The organism is Sulfuricurvum sp. (assembly GCF_023250475.1).
Taxonomy (GTDB): Bacteria; Campylobacterota; Campylobacteria; order Campylobacterales; family Sulfurimonadaceae; genus Sulfuricurvum.
The window spans coordinates 1-17,602 of the sequence record NZ_JAHFAQ010000034.1 but is presented as its reverse complement, the minus strand read 5'-3'; the positions used below and the strand labels follow the sequence as shown (position 1 = coordinate 17,602).

17 protein-coding genes are annotated in these 17,602 nt (G+C 44.2%); 5 read left to right on the top strand and 12 right to left on the bottom strand.

Going from position 1 to position 17,602, the window contains the following annotated elements:
• The 3 genes from Q0C19_RS05000 to Q0C19_RS04990 form a co-directional block, all read right to left on the bottom strand.
• The coding region (locus Q0C19_RS05000) for a hypothetical protein (RefSeq protein WP_295053381.1) at positions 1 to 429 on the bottom strand (429 nt) is incomplete at its 3' end.
• Complete coding sequence (locus Q0C19_RS04995; protein ID WP_295053380.1) at positions 426 to 626, bottom strand: hypothetical protein; 201 nt, start codon at positions 624 to 626, stop codon at positions 426 to 428. The genes Q0C19_RS05000 and Q0C19_RS04995, both read right to left, overlap by 4 nt.
• Complete coding sequence (locus tag Q0C19_RS04990; RefSeq protein ID WP_295053379.1) at positions 623 to 967, bottom strand: copper-binding protein; 345 nt, start codon at positions 965 to 967, stop codon at positions 623 to 625. The genes Q0C19_RS04995 and Q0C19_RS04990 overlap by 4 nt, the downstream gene beginning before the upstream one ends.
• A 129-nt stretch (positions 968 to 1,096) precedes the next feature.
• Here Q0C19_RS04990 and Q0C19_RS04985 point away from each other — a divergent pair, with 129 nt between their 5' ends.
• The 4 genes from Q0C19_RS04985 (at position 1,097) to pgaD (ending at position 5,667) form a co-directional block, all read left to right on the top strand.
• Complete coding sequence (locus tag Q0C19_RS04985; protein ID WP_295053376.1) at positions 1,097 to 1,789, top strand: transposase; 693 nt, start codon at positions 1,097 to 1,099, stop codon at positions 1,787 to 1,789.
• A gap of 120 nt (positions 1,790 to 1,909) precedes the next feature.
• Positions 1,910 to 3,913, top strand: a complete 2,004-nt coding sequence (gene pgaB, locus Q0C19_RS04980) for a poly-beta-1,6-N-acetyl-D-glucosamine N-deacetylase PgaB (RefSeq protein WP_295053373.1) — start codon at positions 1,910 to 1,912, stop codon at positions 3,911 to 3,913.
• Between the two features lie 13 nt (positions 3,914 to 3,926).
• Positions 3,927 to 5,219, top strand: a complete 1,293-nt coding sequence (gene pgaC / locus Q0C19_RS04975) for a poly-beta-1,6-N-acetyl-D-glucosamine synthase (protein ID WP_295053371.1) — start codon at positions 3,927 to 3,929, stop codon at positions 5,217 to 5,219.
• A 4-nt stretch (positions 5,220 to 5,223) separates the two neighbouring features.
• The gene (gene pgaD / locus Q0C19_RS04970) at positions 5,224 to 5,667 is read left to right on the top strand and encodes a poly-beta-1,6-N-acetyl-D-glucosamine biosynthesis protein PgaD (protein WP_295053368.1); all 444 of its coding nucleotides are present in this window, start codon (positions 5,224 to 5,226) and stop codon (positions 5,665 to 5,667) included.
• A gap of 19 nt (positions 5,668 to 5,686) precedes the next feature.
• On the opposite strand, the gene Q0C19_RS04965 is transcribed toward pgaD, so the two are convergent.
• From Q0C19_RS04965 to Q0C19_RS04930, 8 genes are all read right to left on the bottom strand, one after another.
• Entirely contained in the window at positions 5,687 to 6,220 is a 534-nt protein-coding gene (locus Q0C19_RS04965) for a hydrogenase maturation protease (RefSeq protein WP_295053366.1), read from the bottom strand.
• Positions 6,221 to 6,223: 3 nt separating this feature from the next.
• The gene (locus Q0C19_RS04960) at positions 6,224 to 6,781 is read right to left on the bottom strand and encodes a hydrogenase maturation protease (protein ID WP_295053364.1); all 558 of its coding nucleotides are present in this window, start codon (positions 6,779 to 6,781) and stop codon (positions 6,224 to 6,226) included.
• Complete coding sequence (gene hypF, locus Q0C19_RS04955; RefSeq protein ID WP_295053363.1) at positions 6,771 to 9,029, bottom strand: carbamoyltransferase HypF; 2,259 nt, start codon at positions 9,027 to 9,029, stop codon at positions 6,771 to 6,773. The genes Q0C19_RS04960 and hypF overlap by 11 nt, the downstream gene beginning before the upstream one ends.
• A complete protein-coding gene (locus Q0C19_RS04950; protein ID WP_295053360.1) occupies positions 9,013 to 10,935 on the bottom strand; it encodes a hypothetical protein in 1,923 nt (640 codons plus the stop codon). Before Q0C19_RS04950 ends, hypF begins: the two co-directional genes overlap by 17 nt.
• A gap of 104 nt (positions 10,936 to 11,039) precedes the next feature.
• On the bottom strand, positions 11,040 to 11,756 hold the full coding sequence (locus Q0C19_RS04945) for a cytochrome b/b6 domain-containing protein (RefSeq protein ID WP_295053358.1): 717 nt from the start codon (positions 11,754 to 11,756) through the stop codon (positions 11,040 to 11,042).
• A gap of 9 nt (positions 11,757 to 11,765) precedes the next feature.
• On the bottom strand, positions 11,766 to 13,541 hold the full coding sequence (locus Q0C19_RS04940) for a nickel-dependent hydrogenase large subunit (protein ID WP_295053355.1): 1,776 nt from the start codon (positions 13,539 to 13,541) through the stop codon (positions 11,766 to 11,768).
• On the bottom strand, positions 13,534 to 14,772 hold the full coding sequence (locus Q0C19_RS04935) for a hydrogenase small subunit (RefSeq protein ID WP_295053352.1): 1,239 nt from the start codon (positions 14,770 to 14,772) through the stop codon (positions 13,534 to 13,536). The genes Q0C19_RS04940 and Q0C19_RS04935 overlap by 8 nt, the downstream gene beginning before the upstream one ends.
• Positions 14,773 to 15,024: 252 nt before the next feature.
• Positions 15,025 to 16,077: an NAD(P)-dependent alcohol dehydrogenase gene (locus tag Q0C19_RS04930; protein ID WP_295053350.1), complete on the bottom strand. Its 1,053-nt coding sequence runs from the start codon at positions 16,075 to 16,077 to the stop codon at positions 15,025 to 15,027.
• Positions 16,078 to 16,215: 138 nt separating this feature from the next.
• Here Q0C19_RS04930 and Q0C19_RS04925 point away from each other — a divergent pair, with 138 nt between their 5' ends.
• The gene (locus tag Q0C19_RS04925) at positions 16,216 to 17,127 is read left to right on the top strand and encodes an AraC family transcriptional regulator (RefSeq protein WP_295053347.1); all 912 of its coding nucleotides are present in this window, start codon (positions 16,216 to 16,218) and stop codon (positions 17,125 to 17,127) included.
• Positions 17,128 to 17,144: 17 nt separating this feature from the next.
• Here Q0C19_RS04925 and Q0C19_RS04920 read toward each other — a convergent pair.
• Positions 17,145 to 17,602: pentapeptide repeat-containing protein (locus Q0C19_RS04920; protein WP_295053344.1), on the bottom strand; the 458-nt coding region annotated here is incomplete at its 5' end.

The window sequence follows — 17,602 nt, the reverse complement described above, 5'->3', positions numbered from 1 at the left end:
CAATCCCCCCAGCTCTTTACGCAGCGGAATCCAGAGCAAATCCAAAAATGACAATTCCAAGGTTACACCCGATGTGCTCATCCCGCCGCCGTGCCCTACCGAATACCCGAGTAACGGATTTGTCATGAGTCCCGACTGCACCAGATCACTTTGGGCGATGCCGATAGTCTCATACGTTTGCTGCAATGAGCGATTGTTAATAAGGGTAATACGAACGGCATTTGCTTCGCCTAGCGGCTCTTTTAAAAGGGTATTTACGCGTATTTGAGCCTCATTAATCTCTTGAGGCGTCTTAAGCCAGACTAATTTTCCCGCTCCGCGGTTTGTACTCATCTGATTGATCGAATCAAATACCTCATTTTGAGAGATCGTTGAACAGCCTCCCAGTAAAAATATTGCCGCTAATGATACTAAAATCTCTTGTTTCATTGCTGGAGCCTCGGATGCGTTGCATTCTGGTCAAGCTCTTGAATACGTACCTCTTCATAAAAATCGATCGGAGGCTTTAGTGGAGCATAGACACTTTTACCCTCTTTCGCGTCCACAGACACAGGCGGCTTCTCTCTCTCCTCAGCACCCAGAGAAACGATGAAGACTATCAGGAGGAGAGAAGCCGCGCGATTCATTGTTTTTTCATCCGTACAATGATGTTTTTCCCGTCTTTTTGGATAAATTCAAAATCAACCCGATCTCCCGCTTCCAAAGGATGGGTTAGTTCGTGATCGATCACATCAAACGGCATCACCATCGCCGACCATCGCAGTTCGGGAATAGGATTATGAAAGATACGGATGCTTTCGTGATTCTCCGCAATCGACTTCACCGTTCCGCTGGCATGGATCGTTTGTTCGGAGACAACGGTATTTTTCGGGTGCGAATGATTTTCACTCCCCATATCCATACCCCAAATACTCGGACTAATAGCCAATGCCGTCACATACACAGCGTTCATTATTTTTGTTCGCATAATAACTCCTTCTTTTTTATTCGTGAAAAGAGTTTATCACAATCGGTAAACAAATCATTTAATCTAATAATAACAATGTTAACGATCTTTATCTTTTATCCCGTTCTGCCAATGCGCTACAATATCCTTATGAAAGAACCGCGCTACTGTCTCTATTGTCATCACTCCCTTTACCATCTCAGTGACGGGATGGTTAAATGCTCCGTGTGCAAAAAAAAATACAGCCCGAAGCGCATCGATCAAATCAAATCTCTCATCCACCTCTTTTGTATGGATGAAAACGCCCTCTCGGCCTCCAAAAAACTGCAATTGAGTTATGCCACCGTTTTGAAATACTATCAACAATTCCGTCACCTGAGCGCAGAATATTGCGAATCCCAATATCACAAGCATCGAACACCGGAATCTCAATACGAAGAATACCTCTACATCGAAAAAAGCAAACGCAACGACAAATCGGCTATCTTCGATTCCCATAATTTTCTGACATTCGGATACAAAAAATATGTTTACACCCTTTTGATGCCCTCATTGGGAATCTTTAAACAACAATTTTTGGAAGACAACCTTGAAGGAATCTATTATAAAGAGTTTTCAAAATTTATGCGAACCAGCAAAATTATCAAAATATCCGAACATGATAATGTCATAGAGCGGTTTTGGCACTATTTTGAACAGTTTATTACCCCTTATAAAGGGGTAAGCAACGAACATTTCCCCTACTACCTCAAAGAGGCGGAGTTTAAATTCAATACTCCCGTGCAAGAGCGATCGAGCATTCTCGAACATCTCTATTTCCGCCCAAACGGGGGCGATATTTAAAATCAAACCTTCTTCAACTCCTTGAATACCGAAAACCTAAATTTATAAAAAAATTTGGAGATTTAAAAGGGGCTCTACTGTATAATATTCTCTTAAAATTTCAAGAAAGTAGTCTGATTTATGCTCAAACCAATAGTAAAATTTATTTTCGTATTAACCGCTGTTGCAAGCAGCTATGTTATGGCCAATGACTTGCCCAATGTGTGCAGTCGGGATCAAAACCCGAACGAGTTTACCATCCTAAGCTACCATGAAATAGCCGATAAAAGTGAAACACTGGATTCAACCTACGCGGTTACTCCCTCAAATTTTGATCAGCAGATACGTTGGTTGATGGAAAACGGTTATCACTTTATCGGTATTGACGATATTCTAAAGTATCGAAAAAGTGGAAAAACGTTGCCCAACAAAGCAGTCTTGATCACGTTTGATGACGGGTACCAATCCGTTTATGCCAATGCCTATCCTGTCCTCAAGAAATATCGGATTCCGGCCGTTATTGCATTAGTCGGTAGCTGGTTGCAAGCCAAAGAGAATGTAGATTTCAATAAACACATCATCCCCCGCAGCAAGTTTTTAAGCCAGCAGGAGATCAAAGAAATGGTCGGCAGCGGCCTCGTAGAGGTTGCCAGCCACTCGTACGATTCGCACAAAGGGATACAAGGCAATCCTCAAGGCAATATGGAACCGGCAATGAGGACCCGCCAATGGTTAAGCGATAAAAATGCCTATGAAGATGAAAAAAGCTATGAGCAGCGCGTGTACAATGATTTATTAAAAAACAATACCTTTTTAGAACATTATACAGGGCAAAAACCCCGCGTTATGGTGTGGCCGTACGGACATTACAATATCGAAGCACGCAAGATTGCGGAGCGATTGGGAATGAGCATAGGATTGACGCTGGATGATGGCAGCAATACCAGCATTACCCCATTGTGGGGGCTTAGACGGATATTGGTTGAACATAAAATGACTCTCCCGGATTTAGAACTAAACATGTGGGTACGAAATGCCAATTTCACCGACGATGCCCGCACTACAAAAGCAGCGCATATTGATTTGGATTACATCTATGACCGAGATCCCATCCAACAAGAAAAGAATTTGGGTGCATTGCTTGATCGGATAAAGAATTTGGGTGTTAACACTATTTACCTTCAAGCTTTCGCCGATCCTGATGCTAACGGGGCAGCGGACTATGTCTATTTTCCAAACCGAAACCTGCCGATGCGTGCCGATTTATTTAACCGGGTGGCATGGCAAATTTCAACGCGCACGCAGGTAAAACGGATTTATGCGTGGATGCCGATGATAGCCTGGCAATTACCGCAAAGCAATCCGGCCGCCAAAGATACGGTTGTAACCTTGCAGGTAGATCCGACCCATCTCAATATGGGTTACCCGAGATTGTCCCCGTTTTCTCCGAAAGCGCGAAAAGTTATTAAACAAGTGTATGAAGATTTGGCAAAATCAGCCTATATTGACGGCATCTTATTTCACGACGACGTAACACTCTCCGATTTTGAAGATGACAGTGCCGCCGCCCGTATACAATATAAAAAATGGGGATTATCGGACAATGTTACCCAAATCCGAACCGATAGAAAACAGTTTGCAAAGTGGACTCAACTCAAAACACGCTACTTAGACGACTTTGCCATGGAGTTAGGACAAATTGTCAGAAATGAGCAGCCGGGACTAAAAACAGCACGCAACCTCTATGCGCAAGTCGCCCTCAATAAAGATGCCCAAGAGTGGTATGCGCAAAGCTTGTCTCAATCCATCAAAAATTATGACTATACCGCCATCATGGCGATGCCGTACATGGAACAAGCCGACGACGCTCAACAGTTTTACGACAAAATCGTTAAAAATATAAAACAAGAGGAATGCGGACTGGAACGAACCGTCATGGAGCTTCAAACGGTTAATTGGAGAAAAAACAATGCGCCGATCCCAGCCGGAGAATTGAGTAACACGATCGAATATCTGTACGATTTGGGTATACACCACATCGCCTATTATCCCGACAATGTATTTGACAACAATCCTAATGCCGATAAAATGAAACAAAGTTTCGGAAAAAAACCGTTGCGCATGCATACCTATCATGCCCAATAAGTAAGAGGGATTCATGACCACTTTTATTGTATTTTTGCATTTACTATGGCACACGCTCCTGGGCTTTATATTTTATTATCCTCTCTTTATGTCAAGTTTGTGGATAGTAGGAGCCATCTTTTTTTATTATAAAAATGAAAAGCCTTACCTCAAATATACTATTCCTCCCCTAAGAGACAATGAAAGCTGGCCGGGGGTCAGCATTTTAATCCCCTGCTACAACGAGGGTCAAAATGCGGTCGAAACCATTACGTATGCTTTGAATGTGAAATACCCCGAATTTGAGGTTATTGCTATTAACGATGGAAGCAAGGACAATACGCTAGAAATATTACTGGAGTTGGCCAAAAATAATCCGAAATTAAAAGTGGTTAATTTAGCCGCAAATCAGGGGAAAGCCTTGGGGCTGCAGGCCGGTGCATTAGTGGCGAAATATGAGTATTTAGTCGGTATCGACGGGGATGCTTTGATCGATGAATATTGTCTCCATTGGATGGTGAAACATTTTATCCGCTACCCCGCAGTTGCCGCCGTAACGGGAAATCCGCGAATACGCAATCGGACAACGCTACTGGGTAAAATTCAAGTCGGCGAATTTTCCTCTATTGTCGGAATGATCAAGCGTGCCCAACGCAGTTTTGGACGAATTTTTACCGTATCAGGGGTTATTACCGGGTTTAGAAAAGCGGCGGTGCACGAAGTGGGCTACTGGAGTCCCGATATGCTGACCGAAGATATCGATGTGACTTGGAAACTGCAACGCAACGGCTGGGATGTCCGTTTTGAACCGCGCGCATTGGTGTGGATTTTGATGCCTGAGACATTGAGCGGTCTATGGAAACAACGTCTTCGTTGGGCTATGGGCGGTGCTCAAGTAATGCTTAAAAATTTCAAAGTTTTATTTATGCCTAAACAAACGCATCTTTGGGGATTGATGGTTGAGCTAATGCTCAGTACGTTGTGGGCATACAGTATGGTACTGGTCTTTCTGGTCTGGCTCATCAGTCTATTTGTTCCGGTAACGTATTTAATGCCTCAACATTCACCTATTTTACCGGATCAAAGCAGTATTATTCTTATCGGTGCATGTTTGGTACAGTTTGCCGTCAGCAAATGGTTAGACGGTCATTACGATAAAGGTTTGGGAAAAAATTATTTTTGGATGATTTGGTATCCGTTTGCCTATTGGTTCCTGAATTTGTTGACGGCGGTAACGGCTCTGCCTAAAGTTCTTTTCGGTAAAAAAGGTCGTGCCCGTTGGGTTAGCCCGGATCGCGGAGCGCATCAACAGGTAAAAAAAGGTTGAGAAAATGGAAACATTGATTATTAATAAACGCCGCGAATTACCTAAAACGAAACGGATCATTTGGGATATCATAACGCTTTTGCTTTGGATAGGTTTTATCTATTTATGGAAGCCCGTATTTCATGTATTTTATCGGATTATAACGTTAGGTGCACCGACAGAAGAGTTGTCTGATTGGATTTTTGGCGAAATTCACAGTGTTACTTTCGAACATGCACTCTATATGCTAATCGGAACCCCGATAGTGTTGTTTGTCCTCTCAAGGCTAAACCGCCACCAAGCACCCAGTGAGCATTTAATCTATCATTCGAACGATTATTCTGGTTATTTTAATATAGACGATGCGCAGCTACAAGAGTGCGTAGAGAGCCAATTGGTTACGGTTTACCATGATGTCCATGGACATATTATCCGTTTGGATCATCAAATTACAGACAGCAATCCATAAACGATCGATTCCAAAATAGTTATAGGTGACTTGGATACTTGAAGGTATCGATAATCTCTAAGAGCGTTTGCTGTGTTTCATTTTCAACAACCTCGATATCGCATGTTTTAAGATAGTTTATAACTGTATTTATATAGCTGCTAAAACGCTCTTCCAGTTCAATGCTCAGCCCCATGTGAAACGTGATACTTTTAGGGACGATTCCGATGACGTTCGATTCGGGCAACGGATGTCCCATCAGCTCAATCATATCCAGACACTGCATCACTCCGACTTCATGAGCACCGCCGCTATTCAAACCATAACCGCTCAGCTCGTAAGAAGGGATATTATAAATGCTTCCCGCGTCATCCTCAAGATTGATCGTATCGAGGATAATGATATGATCGTTCTCTAAAAAGAGATTCAGCAGATTGATCCCTTCCACTCCGCCGTTGATGATTTGGACATGATCGCTTAGCGTATAGTTAGCGCTCAGATATGCCGAAGCATAAATACCGATTCCATCATCCTCTTCGAGAACATTTCCGACCCCAAGCACAACAACCCTCATAGATTAAAACCCTTTGCCGTGCTCAATACTCGGATTGGCAAACTGTTCCAAAATCTCGTCTAAACTCATCCCATCGCTTTTTTGTGTAGCGGTAATACCGCATTTTGCCAACTCGTCGATAATCACATCGATGTATCTGTCCCATTGTGCACGCAAAGCGGGAGTAACATCGACACTGACACTGATGATATCTTCAGGAACGATACTAATCATCGTGGTTTGCGCACAATGTTCAGCCATCGAACAGATTTGAAGCATCTCGGTTATCTCCACTTCGTTTGCCGTCTTTTTAATCCCCTGATTAGCGATCAACTCATCTCCGCTCATCACATCGATCATCCCAACCGCTTTGGTATCATCCGAACTGGTGTTCGCAATAACAACGTATTCATACTCCTGTAGAAGCGGCATCAGTAAAAATCCGAGTGTTCCCCCGTCAATAATGTCAAGCGGCGGCGCATAGGTAAAATTCTCTTTGAGATATTTGCCCGCATAAAGGCCTATCCCCTCATCTTTGAAAAATGCGTTTCCCGAACCGATCAGTGCAACGTTAGCGTTCATTTTTTTCCTTTGTGTTGTGTAGTGCATAATAGAGCTGACCCAATGCAATCGATCCGTCATTAATCGGCGTCTGTTGTTGTGCGTAAAAACGTCTCTCTCCAAAACGGCGATAGAGTCGAGACATTAATGCACGGTTTTGAAATACCCCTCCCCCGATAACGATCGGAAGTTCAGGATACTGCTTCGCATAATAACTCATAATTGCCTCTACCGTAGCGATGAATCGGCTCGCTATTACCCTTTTTGCATCCTCCTGAGAAGATAAATCCACCATTTCCTTGACCATCGCCGAAAGATCAATTGCTCTATCGCTCACAGTGAATACGAACGGCTCAGTCATAGCAGGATCATCATACCCCTCCATGATCATCCCCCCCTGCCCTTCATAATCAAGAGTATGGATAAAGCCCCCGAGTGAAGCAACGGCATCAAACAACCGTCCCATCGAACTGCTCAGCGGTGCATTTATTTTTTTTGTCCACATATGGTGGAGCGTTCTGATTTCATGGGGTAAAAATGTTTCTATAAGAGGAATCTTCAAATTTAAAACATCTTCAAGTGAGAAATTTTCAAATAACAGCGATAAAGCGATACGGCGGGGCTCTTTGATCGCTTTATCTCCACCCAGCAGGGCAAACGGTTTTAAAAATCCGATCCGCTCATACCCATGAGTATCCGCGCTCAAAATTTCACCCCCCCAAAGCGTTCCGTCCTCTCCGTATCCCGTCCCGTCATACGCAAATCCGAGAACTTTTTCATCCAGAGAATACTCTGCCATACAAGCCAGAATATGGGCATAGTGATGCTGGATTCCGTAATGCTCTCTCTTTTGCGCCGATGCATATTGCGTCGAATGGTAATGAGGATGGAGATCATGTACCAAAAGTGAAGGCTCGCATCCATAAAACCGTTTAAACGTTTGAACGGTTTTTTCATAATAACCGTCCGCTTCGACACTCCCCAAATCACCGATATGTCCGGAGAGGATCATATTGTCTCCCGCTCCAAGGGCAATGGCACTTTTTTGGTGAGCACCGAGTGCTAAAATATCCTTTGACACTGCGTCAGATAACCCAAGAGTGTGCGGGGCAAATCCCCGTCCCATTCGGAGCATCACGACCCTTCCCTCGGCTATCTGAACCACGGCATCATCGAGGGGATTGATAATGGTTCGGTCATGATCGAGAATACCGTCGATCACATTTCCAAGCCGATGGATGATTTCACTGCTGCGTACAATAATCGGTTCGTCACTGATATTGGCACTGGTTGCGACAAGAGGAAAATCAACCGACTCAAATAAAAGTCGATGAAGCGGAGTGTACGGGAGAAAGACCCCCAGCCGATCAATGCTTGGAGCAATCTGTTGCGAGAGATCGGTTTTGCTTTTGGCATCGACAATGACGATCGGTTTAATCGCCCCCGCAATAATCTCCCTCTCGTGAACATTAACCCAGGCATAGGTTTCGAGTTGTTCCAATGATCTGAACATTACGGCAAGCGGTTTGGCTTTACGGTGTTTTCGAAGCCGCAGTTCTTCTACGGCACGCTCCGAGGTTGCATCGCACATGAGATGGAATCCGCCCAGCCCTTTGAGTGCTATAATTTTTCCCGCTTTAAGCATCTCTGCCGCAAGATCAATAGGATCACCCAAAATTTCATTTCCGTTTTTATCCAAAAATATCAATTTCGGTCCGCATTGAGGGCAGCTGATGGGTTCAGCATGATAGCGGCGTGATGAGGGATCGGTGTATTCACGTTTGCACTCAGAGCACATTGTAAAATGTTTCATTGACGTACGGACACGATCATACGGAGGGGTTTGAATAATCGTATAGCGGGGGCCGCAGTCGGTACAGTTGATAAACGGATAGCGGAAACGGCGGTTGGAGGGTTCATCCATCTCCGCTTCGCATGCTGGACATAGTGCACTCTCTAGGGGAATGGCAACACTCCCTTCCCCCAAAGTACTTTCACGGATTTCAAAACCGCTGTATTCGCCCTCTTTGCACGGCTCTATGGTTATCGAGTCAATACGGGCACGTTCGGGAAGATTATTTTGCAATGCATGGATAAACGGCTCACACTGCTTTCCATGTGCCTCGATAATGACGCCCTCCGGAGAATTGAGGACAAAACCTGCAACCCCGTAGCGCTGAGCTTCACGATAAACAAAAGGGCGAAATCCAACCCCTTGAACTAGCCCTTTGACGGTAACAGTGACGCTTGTGTTATAAGAAGACTCCACCGACAACGCAATTTTCCTTCCCGATCGGATAACTCATATTCATTAACACCGACGCAGATTTCAAATTTCGCTGCATCCGGCTAAAAAGGGATTGTCCGGCAAAATAGGATCCGCACAAAACGATATCCTCTGCTTTTGTCTTGCCTTTGATTTCGGTGAGAAGTTCACTGAAATAGTCTCCGAACGATTCGAAGATAGAATAGCTCAAATAAACTGAATCGACACCCGCAAGACGATAGCTTATGATACTGGATAAAAAGGCGACATGATTAAATCGGTTATCCTCTACCTTCGTATCGATCTGCAGCCCGCCCTTGCCGATAAACTTTAGCGCCTCTTTCATAACTCCGTGATAACTCTTCTCTTCCAGACCCAAAATCATTGCCGTCGCTTCAAACAATGAGGTAGTATTCTCCTCGATCCGGATCAAAATCTGATGCAATTCAGGATGATTCTTTTCGACATTGGCGATTAACCGATCCGATCCTTCTCGCAAGCCGCGCATCGCTTCAATTATTCCGCTTCCGCTGAAATGCTTTGGAGGAACAACCCGAATCACTTTTTTACCGTCATAATATAAAAATGACGGTTCCCCCTGAAAATAGGCGCCGACCACTTTCGTTCCGAATCTGTTATGTTCTGCGATTACCGACATAAACGATGCTTCGTCTTCCGCAATGGGGTGGAAATTAGCCGATTCTACCGCGGGTGTTTCAGATTCTAGCTGATTGACCTTAAGCGTTGAAGCTGATTCAAATCGCCCCATTTGGTCGAACAATACACCTTTCTCATCTCTGATCCCCACCAAACCATGTGCAATACTAAGGGTATCGGTTCCGTAGGGAAGACGTGCCGGGAAAGAGACTCTCTCACCTGAAGCAATAAATCGAATATCTTTATTGATAAAAAGATGCATGTCATTCTGATAATGGACATTCAAATCAAAATCCATTATAAAATCGGCTTCGCAGGGATATTCCAACGCTTCGTACGCAATAGTGTCAAGCCCCAAAAGTGTCAACTCTTTGGCTAGAAGAATAGTAAAACCTTCATCAGGATATTTGATATCAACCGTTGAGCCGAACATCGAGCGCATGGTTTCATCTTTGAGCGCAACATGTAGAATCGGCCGTTCAATACTCAGTAATGCATTAAATTCATCATTAATCAAAGAACAGAAATCGGTAATTTTCATCGCATTTACCAACATTAATACCGAGCCTTGTTCTAACTTTTCAGCAAGATAAAATCGTCGATATCCCATCGTCGTTTTCATCAACAGCGTTTTCCCGTCTCTTAATGCTTTTGCCGCCACTTCAAAAAGGGTCCGAAAACTTCCTGCGTCATTTGCGTAGCGTTCTTTCTCTTTATGGATCAGTTTCACAGGGATACCGCAATCATGACACGAATTCAACACCTGCTTTTCACGACGGCCTAAACTTACCGATTCACTTTCGCAGCTCGGGCACGGTTTCACATACGAGAATACGGTATTTTTACGCTCAAAAGGATAATGTTCAAAAAATGCGTATTGCCCGCCACAATGGGTACATTGGGTAAAAGGGTAATAATAACGCTTGGATGAGGGATCAAATATCTCTTTCTGACATGAAGGACATAATCCCAATGCAATCGGATACTCTACTTCGAAGTTCGGAACAAGCTCGGGTTCCCCGTCCATATCGTAATGCTGGCTCTGTGTCATGAAACACGATGCCGGTAATGTCGAAGCAATCGTCTCTAAACACTCTTGGAGCTTTTCATGAGTACTCTCAAAAGCACAAATAATTTTCGTTTTGTGTTGATGGACAACTGCTTTTATTCCAAAAGTTCGGATCGTCGAAATCAAATAATTTTTAATTGTAGGTTGAGAAAAAGAGGTGATCACCTCCAACGTAAATGCCATAATAACCCTTCATACTATACAAATTTATAGTTCTCTTATCTATTCCCGTAAGGAACATATAAAAATACTATAGAAAAGCCGAAGAGCATAACGCTCTTTCGGCTCTATTTACGGTTGGCTTTCTCTTCTTTGACAAACTTTGAACCGCCGATAACGATTGCAATATCCGCCTCTTTCCAGAAAATCGTTCTCCATACCTGATAGTAAATATGAAATACGATCCAGCAGATGACAAACCACATTGTATAATGATGCGATAAACGTACATCCATTTTACTTCCGCCAGTCACATAAAGTGTCCAATCGGTAGAGAGATGCAGTATCCACGGCCACCATGATCCGATTGAGCTTAGCCCTGAGCCTAATCCCCACACATACATTTGAAGACCTGTCAAAAGCATCCAAAGCAGGAGCAAATGAAAAATCGTAAAATAGACCGTATTGAAACTGTCTGAGTGTGTTGAGTTAAACTCGTTTTTACGGTTCAGTGTCACTAAATTAACAACGACATCTTTAAATTCAGTCCAGTTTTTCGCATTCGGAATAACCTTTTTATACGGTTTTTCAAAACGGCTGAAAAAATAAAGATACACGATCAGAACCGATGTTACATCGAATAAGATCGCAATAATAAAGTGCCCGTAACGGTTCCATGCCATAACATACTTATCGACTGCACCATCAGCCATAAACGTCTGATAATACGGATGCCCGATATAAAGACCTGTCGCAATGGCACCGATCATACAAATAGCATTCACCCAGTGAATGATCCGCATGGCGGGCGTCATACGCTTGACTTGTTTGTACCCTTCATTCATGTTAACTCCTTAGATACTGCACGAAGTATCTACTTTGTAAACAGCAAGCTCTTTACCTTTGGTATCGACAACGTGTACGGCACAAGCAATACAAGGGTCAAAACTATGGATGGTACGAATAATCTCCAACGGTTGTTCCGGATTGGCAACTTTGGTTCCGATCAAACTCGCTTCGTAAGCACCCAAACGTCCTTTGTGATCACGTGGAGCCGCATTCCATGTTGATGGGACAATCGCTTGATAATTAACGACTTTTCCATCCGCGATGCTTACCCAGTGTCCGAGTGCCCCGCGTGGAGCTTCTGCCATACCACGACCTTTTGCGCTCACGCTGACTTCATCAAAATTAAAATCAGTCCATGTTCTATTATCACCGGACATAACATTTGCTTCCAATTCATCTATCCATTCAACCATTACATCTGTCATCAATGATGTCTCGATTGCACGAGCCGCTGTACGTCCGACAGTACTAAAAAGTACTGCGATAGGAAGTTTTCCGCGCTCCAAAAATTCAGTAACATATTTAGTAATGCGCTTATCTTTAGCCGCAACACCAATAACCATACGAGCCAACGGTCCAACTTCAACACGTGTATCGTTGTACAACGGTGATTTGATCCAGCTGTATTTCTCTTTGGTTTTCAAATATGCGATACCGTCTTCGCGTTTGTCCAAACCGGTATATTCAGGAATTGTTTGCCCTTCATACGGGTGAAGAGGTTTATCCCCTTTATACCATGAGTGAGTAACGTCTTCAGCAATTTTTTCTTGATCCAACGGAATAACTTTGGAGATATCCCCGCCCATAACGATTCCGCTTGGGAAAAGAAGTGCTGATTTATAAAAACCGGTATCATCAAGACGGAAATCGCCGTAACTCATATAGTTTAGTAATCCGCCTCCGGTTCCGCCTACACCTTTACCCGCCATCAATTCTGTAAATGTTGCTTTAGAATCGGTTGCTTCTCCCGCGTACATTGTTCCGGCCATGTAGACATCCGGAAGATACGCTTCTTTTACAAACTTGCGTCCGGCAAGCAACAACGACTTAAAGAGTGCAAGACGTGCCGGGTTTTGAATATCCTGAACACACGTTACCCCACCGACAACAATACTTTGAGGATGTGGATTTTTACCGCCGAAAATCGCCTGCATTTTTGCCATATCACGTTGAATATCCAACGCTTGCAAATAGTGGGCAACACCGATAAGGTTTTGTTCCGGTGTCAATTTATAGTGAGAATTGCCCCAGTAACCGTTTCCGAAAATACCTAAACGCCCTTGTTTTACGAATTTAGCGACGCGGTCTTGAATTGCTTTGAATTCACTCTCTCCGTCGATAAATGGATTTTCTCCTGCAACACCCGCCCATTTACGTGCTTCTGCGGCTGTTTTTGCCGGATCAGCCGAAAGTGCTGAAACAACATCAACGAAGTCAAGCGCATGAAGGTGGTAGAAATGGACTACGTGGTCATGCATATACAATGCACCCTGAATCAAGTTACGTACGATACGAGCATTCTTTGGAATGGTAATATCAAACGCATCTTCAACCGCTTCGATAGAACGTTGATAATGGGTTCCGGTACAAACACCGCAGATACGCATTGCCAACAATCCGCAGTCGCGTGGATCACGCCCTTGCAAAATTGTTTCAATCCCACGGAACATTGTCGAAGCGCTGTATGCATCAACGATGGTATTGTTATCGTCAATGACGGCTTCAATTCGCAAATGTCCTTCAATACGTGTAATAGGGTCAACTACAATATGTTTACTCATGGCTCTCTCCTGATTTTTCTCGTTTACCTGCTATGGCACTTGCTGCTGCATGGATACCGATACCGATACCGACGGCAGTCAACATGCCCAAACCGAATTCATCAACGGTTTTTTCAACTCCACCTGTCGGTGCTTTGATTTTCGCATCGGCCATCGGACGCTCATACGCGTATTTATCCCAGAAATCCGGTTCCGAACAACCGATACAACCGCGACCTACACCAATCGGCCAGTTAACCGCTTCGTTATAACGGACAATAGAACAGTTGTTAAACGTCATCGGCCCTTTACAGCCCATTTTATAGAGACAGAAATTATTTTGAGCCCCTTTATCACCCCACTCTTCTACATATTCACCCGCATCGAAGTGTGCACGACGTTCACAGTTGTCATGGATACGGTAACCGAATGCAAATTTAGGACGTAGAAGCGAATCAAGTTCAGGAACTTGTCCCGTCAAGACGTAATGCAAGATTACACCCACCATGTTTGCCGGATTGGCAGGACAAGCGGGAATATTGATCAACGGTTTGTTTTTAACGACATCCATAACACCGACGGCACCCGTAGGATTTGGAGAAGCAGCAGGAATACCGCCGAATGTTGCACAGCTTCCGACCGCAATAACTGCCGCAGCATTTTCGGCACAGCGTACGAGATGATCATGGAAAGTTTCACCGGCAGCACCGATAGTACCGTATTGACCATTCATACCCATAGGGATAGCACCCTCTACGAAAAGAAGATATTTCCCTTTGAAATGCTCCATCGCTTCATCAAGCTGTTTTTCAGCCTGAAAGCCCGAAGCCGCTTGCAATGTCTCATGGTATTCCAATGAGATGATATCGAGAACGATCTCATCAATTTTTGGTCCGTCCGCACGCAAAAGCGCTTCGGAGTTACCCGCACAGTCTTGAAGTTCCAACCAAATAACGGGAGCGCGATTCATCATCACCGCAGCATCCGCAACAAGCGGTGTGAACATAGGAGGAAGCATCAGCATTGCTGTTGTTGCACTCGCCCATTTCATAAACTCACGTCGATCAATTCCGTTCTCTTCTAAAAGATCGGTAAAATCGAGCTTATTCGCAGGTGTATGAGAACGCATTTCGTTCAAACGCGCCTCACATTTTTCGAACAGGTCTTGATAATACGTATCACCCTTGTTCGTTTCGACACGCGAACTTTTCGAAGTGAACAGCTTTTTAACCGCTTCTACTCTATCGGACATAATCCCCTCCTAATATTTAATGAACAATCATTCAGTATTGTACGTCTGGATAACTTAAACGAATATTTAAATGCTAAAATTTAATTTAAAAAGGTAATTTGTTGTTTAAATTTAGAACTAATGTACTGCATACGGAACAGCAATCAAATGTACGAGGTATCAAGAAAAGCTTTTTTGTTAAAACTCCCCTTTAAATCTTTCTGGATGCCATGATTAGAAACTCTCTAGTTTCATCATGGCAAATGTCATCAATTACGCTTTAAGCGACGCGATATCAATCACGAAGCGGTACTTTACATCGCTTTTAACCATTCGCTCGTACGCTCCGTTGATATCTTGAATATTGATCATCTCGATGTCGGAGGTGATGTTATGCTCTCCGCAAAAATCAAGCATCTCCTGCGTTTCGGCTATCCCTCCGATGACCGAGCCTGCAACCGATTTGCGCCCGAGAATCAAAGGAACCGTACTGAGGATCGGCTCCAATCCGCCGACATACCCTACCAGAACAAGCGTTCCGTCTAACGAGAGCGTATTGAGGTAGGGGTTGACATCATGAACATCGGGAACGGTGTCGATGATAAGTTCATAGTGCCCCTTAGCCGATGCCATTTGTTCTTCGTCTGTCGAAAGGACGATCGCATCAGCTCCAAGACGACGGGCATCCGCTTCCTTGCCGGGTGAACGGGTGAACAGTGTCACCTCTGCCCCCATCGCTTTTGCCAGTTTTAACGCCATATGCCCTAATCCGCCAAGTCCGATAACCGCCACTTTGCTCCCTTTGGTGACTTTCCAGTGACGAAGAGGCGAGTAGGTTGTAATACCTGCACACAGTAACGGTGCGGCTCCTGCCAAATCCAGTCCCTGAGGTATTTTCAGTACAAATTTTTCAGAAGCGACGATTTTTTCGGAATACCCGCCATACGTTGGCATTTGATCATGTCGGTCGTACGAGCCGTACGTCAAGGTGTGGCCGTTTTCGCAATACTGCTCCAACCCTTGTTCGCACGGTTTGCAGTGCTGGCACGAATCGACCATACAGCCGATACCGACATTATCCCCCGCTTTAAAACGGGTGACGGCAGAACCGACGCTTAGAACACGGCCGATAATTTCATGACCGGGAACCAACGGATAAAAGCTCCAACCCCAATCATTATGAGCCATATGCAAATCGGAGTGACACACTCCGCAGTACAAAATCTCGACAACAACATCATCCGCGCGCGGTTCGCGTCGATCAAACGTATACAAAGTCAAATCGGCAGTGGGGGAGAGGGCGGCATATCCAAGAACATTCATCATTATTTTCTCCTACTCGTATTTCTAAAATATTTATAGGACAATTATAGAACGTACTCATCTATCGCACTAGAACAATCATTGATATTTATTGCCTATTTCTGCAAATCATATATAATGCCTTTTCTACAAGGGGAAAATATGGATGCAAAGATTTTTGATCAATACCGTCAAGAACTTATTGAGCGTATACAAGCCAAATACGTGAATGAGGGGCTTTTAGAGACAGCTATTGCCTCGCTCTGTTTTTATAATGTGGCAGAAACAACAGAATTTTTGACAACGATATATGAGCCCTCACTCTGCATTATCGTACAAGGAGCCAAAGCGGTAGGGCTCGGGGATGAGATGTATTTATACGATCCCTATACCTATCTCCTCTCATCCCTTCATATGCCCGCACGGGTGAGAATCGCAGAGGCATCCCCGAACAAGCCGTATCTCTCTTTAAAGATAACCTTTACAATGGAAGAGATTTTCGATGTATTAAAAGAGATTGAAACCGCTCCACTCAAATCGAATCCGTCATCCGATCACGGGCTCCATTTCGGAGATATGAACAAAGATTTGCTTGAACCGATCCTCAGACTTGTACGCCTTTTGGATACCCCAAAAAACATTCCGGTTCTCTCCCCGCTGATCATCAAAGAAATACTCTACCTCATCATGAGTGACGAGGGGGGAGACTTTTTCCGACGCTATGTTATGGAGGGGAGTGCAACCCAACGTATCGTCAAAGTCATTACGAAAATCAAAGACGACTTTGCAGAAAAGCTCGACATATCCGATCTTGCCAAATCGGTTTCCATGAGCGAATCGTCGCTCTATCATAACTTTAAAAAAATCACGAGGATGAGTCCGCTGCAGTTTCAAAAAACGCTGCGTCTGAATGAAGCGAGACGGAGATTGATGTCCCAAGATATCGAAGCTTCACAAGTGGCGTTTGATGTCGGATACGAAAGTCCCTCCCAATTTAGCCGCGAATATGCCCGTATGTTCGGTTTGCCTCCGAAAACCGACATAAAACAGATGATGGGCAATTGCAAATCATAAAAAATACCTGATAAAACTCAGTCGACCAATACAATTCCCATCGTTTCGAGGAGAAAAAGCGCCTCATACCGGTTAAATATCGCCCCCTTCAGAAAATTGGAGCGCACATCTATCATCGTGTTACTCGTATCGGTAAAATTGGCATCTTCGAGGTGAGTATTGCCAAACAGCGCCCCCTTGAAATCGCTCCCGCTAAAATCGGCTTTTTGAAAACTCCCGTTGCGAAAATCAACCTCTTTGGCTCGGCACTCTTTCATGATCAGCCCCTCTAAGTTCAAGCCGAAAAAATTGCTGTCGTTTAGGATACACTCCGTAAATCGGAGCGGATCGGCATTGAGGAGACTCTTCCAATCCGCCATCGTCCAATCGATCCCGATCATCTTGCACGAGACAAACTCGACATCGCTCATTTTGGTACTGGTGAGTTTCATCAAGCTCAGATTACAGTTTTCGAAACGGCATTCGGTAAATTTGC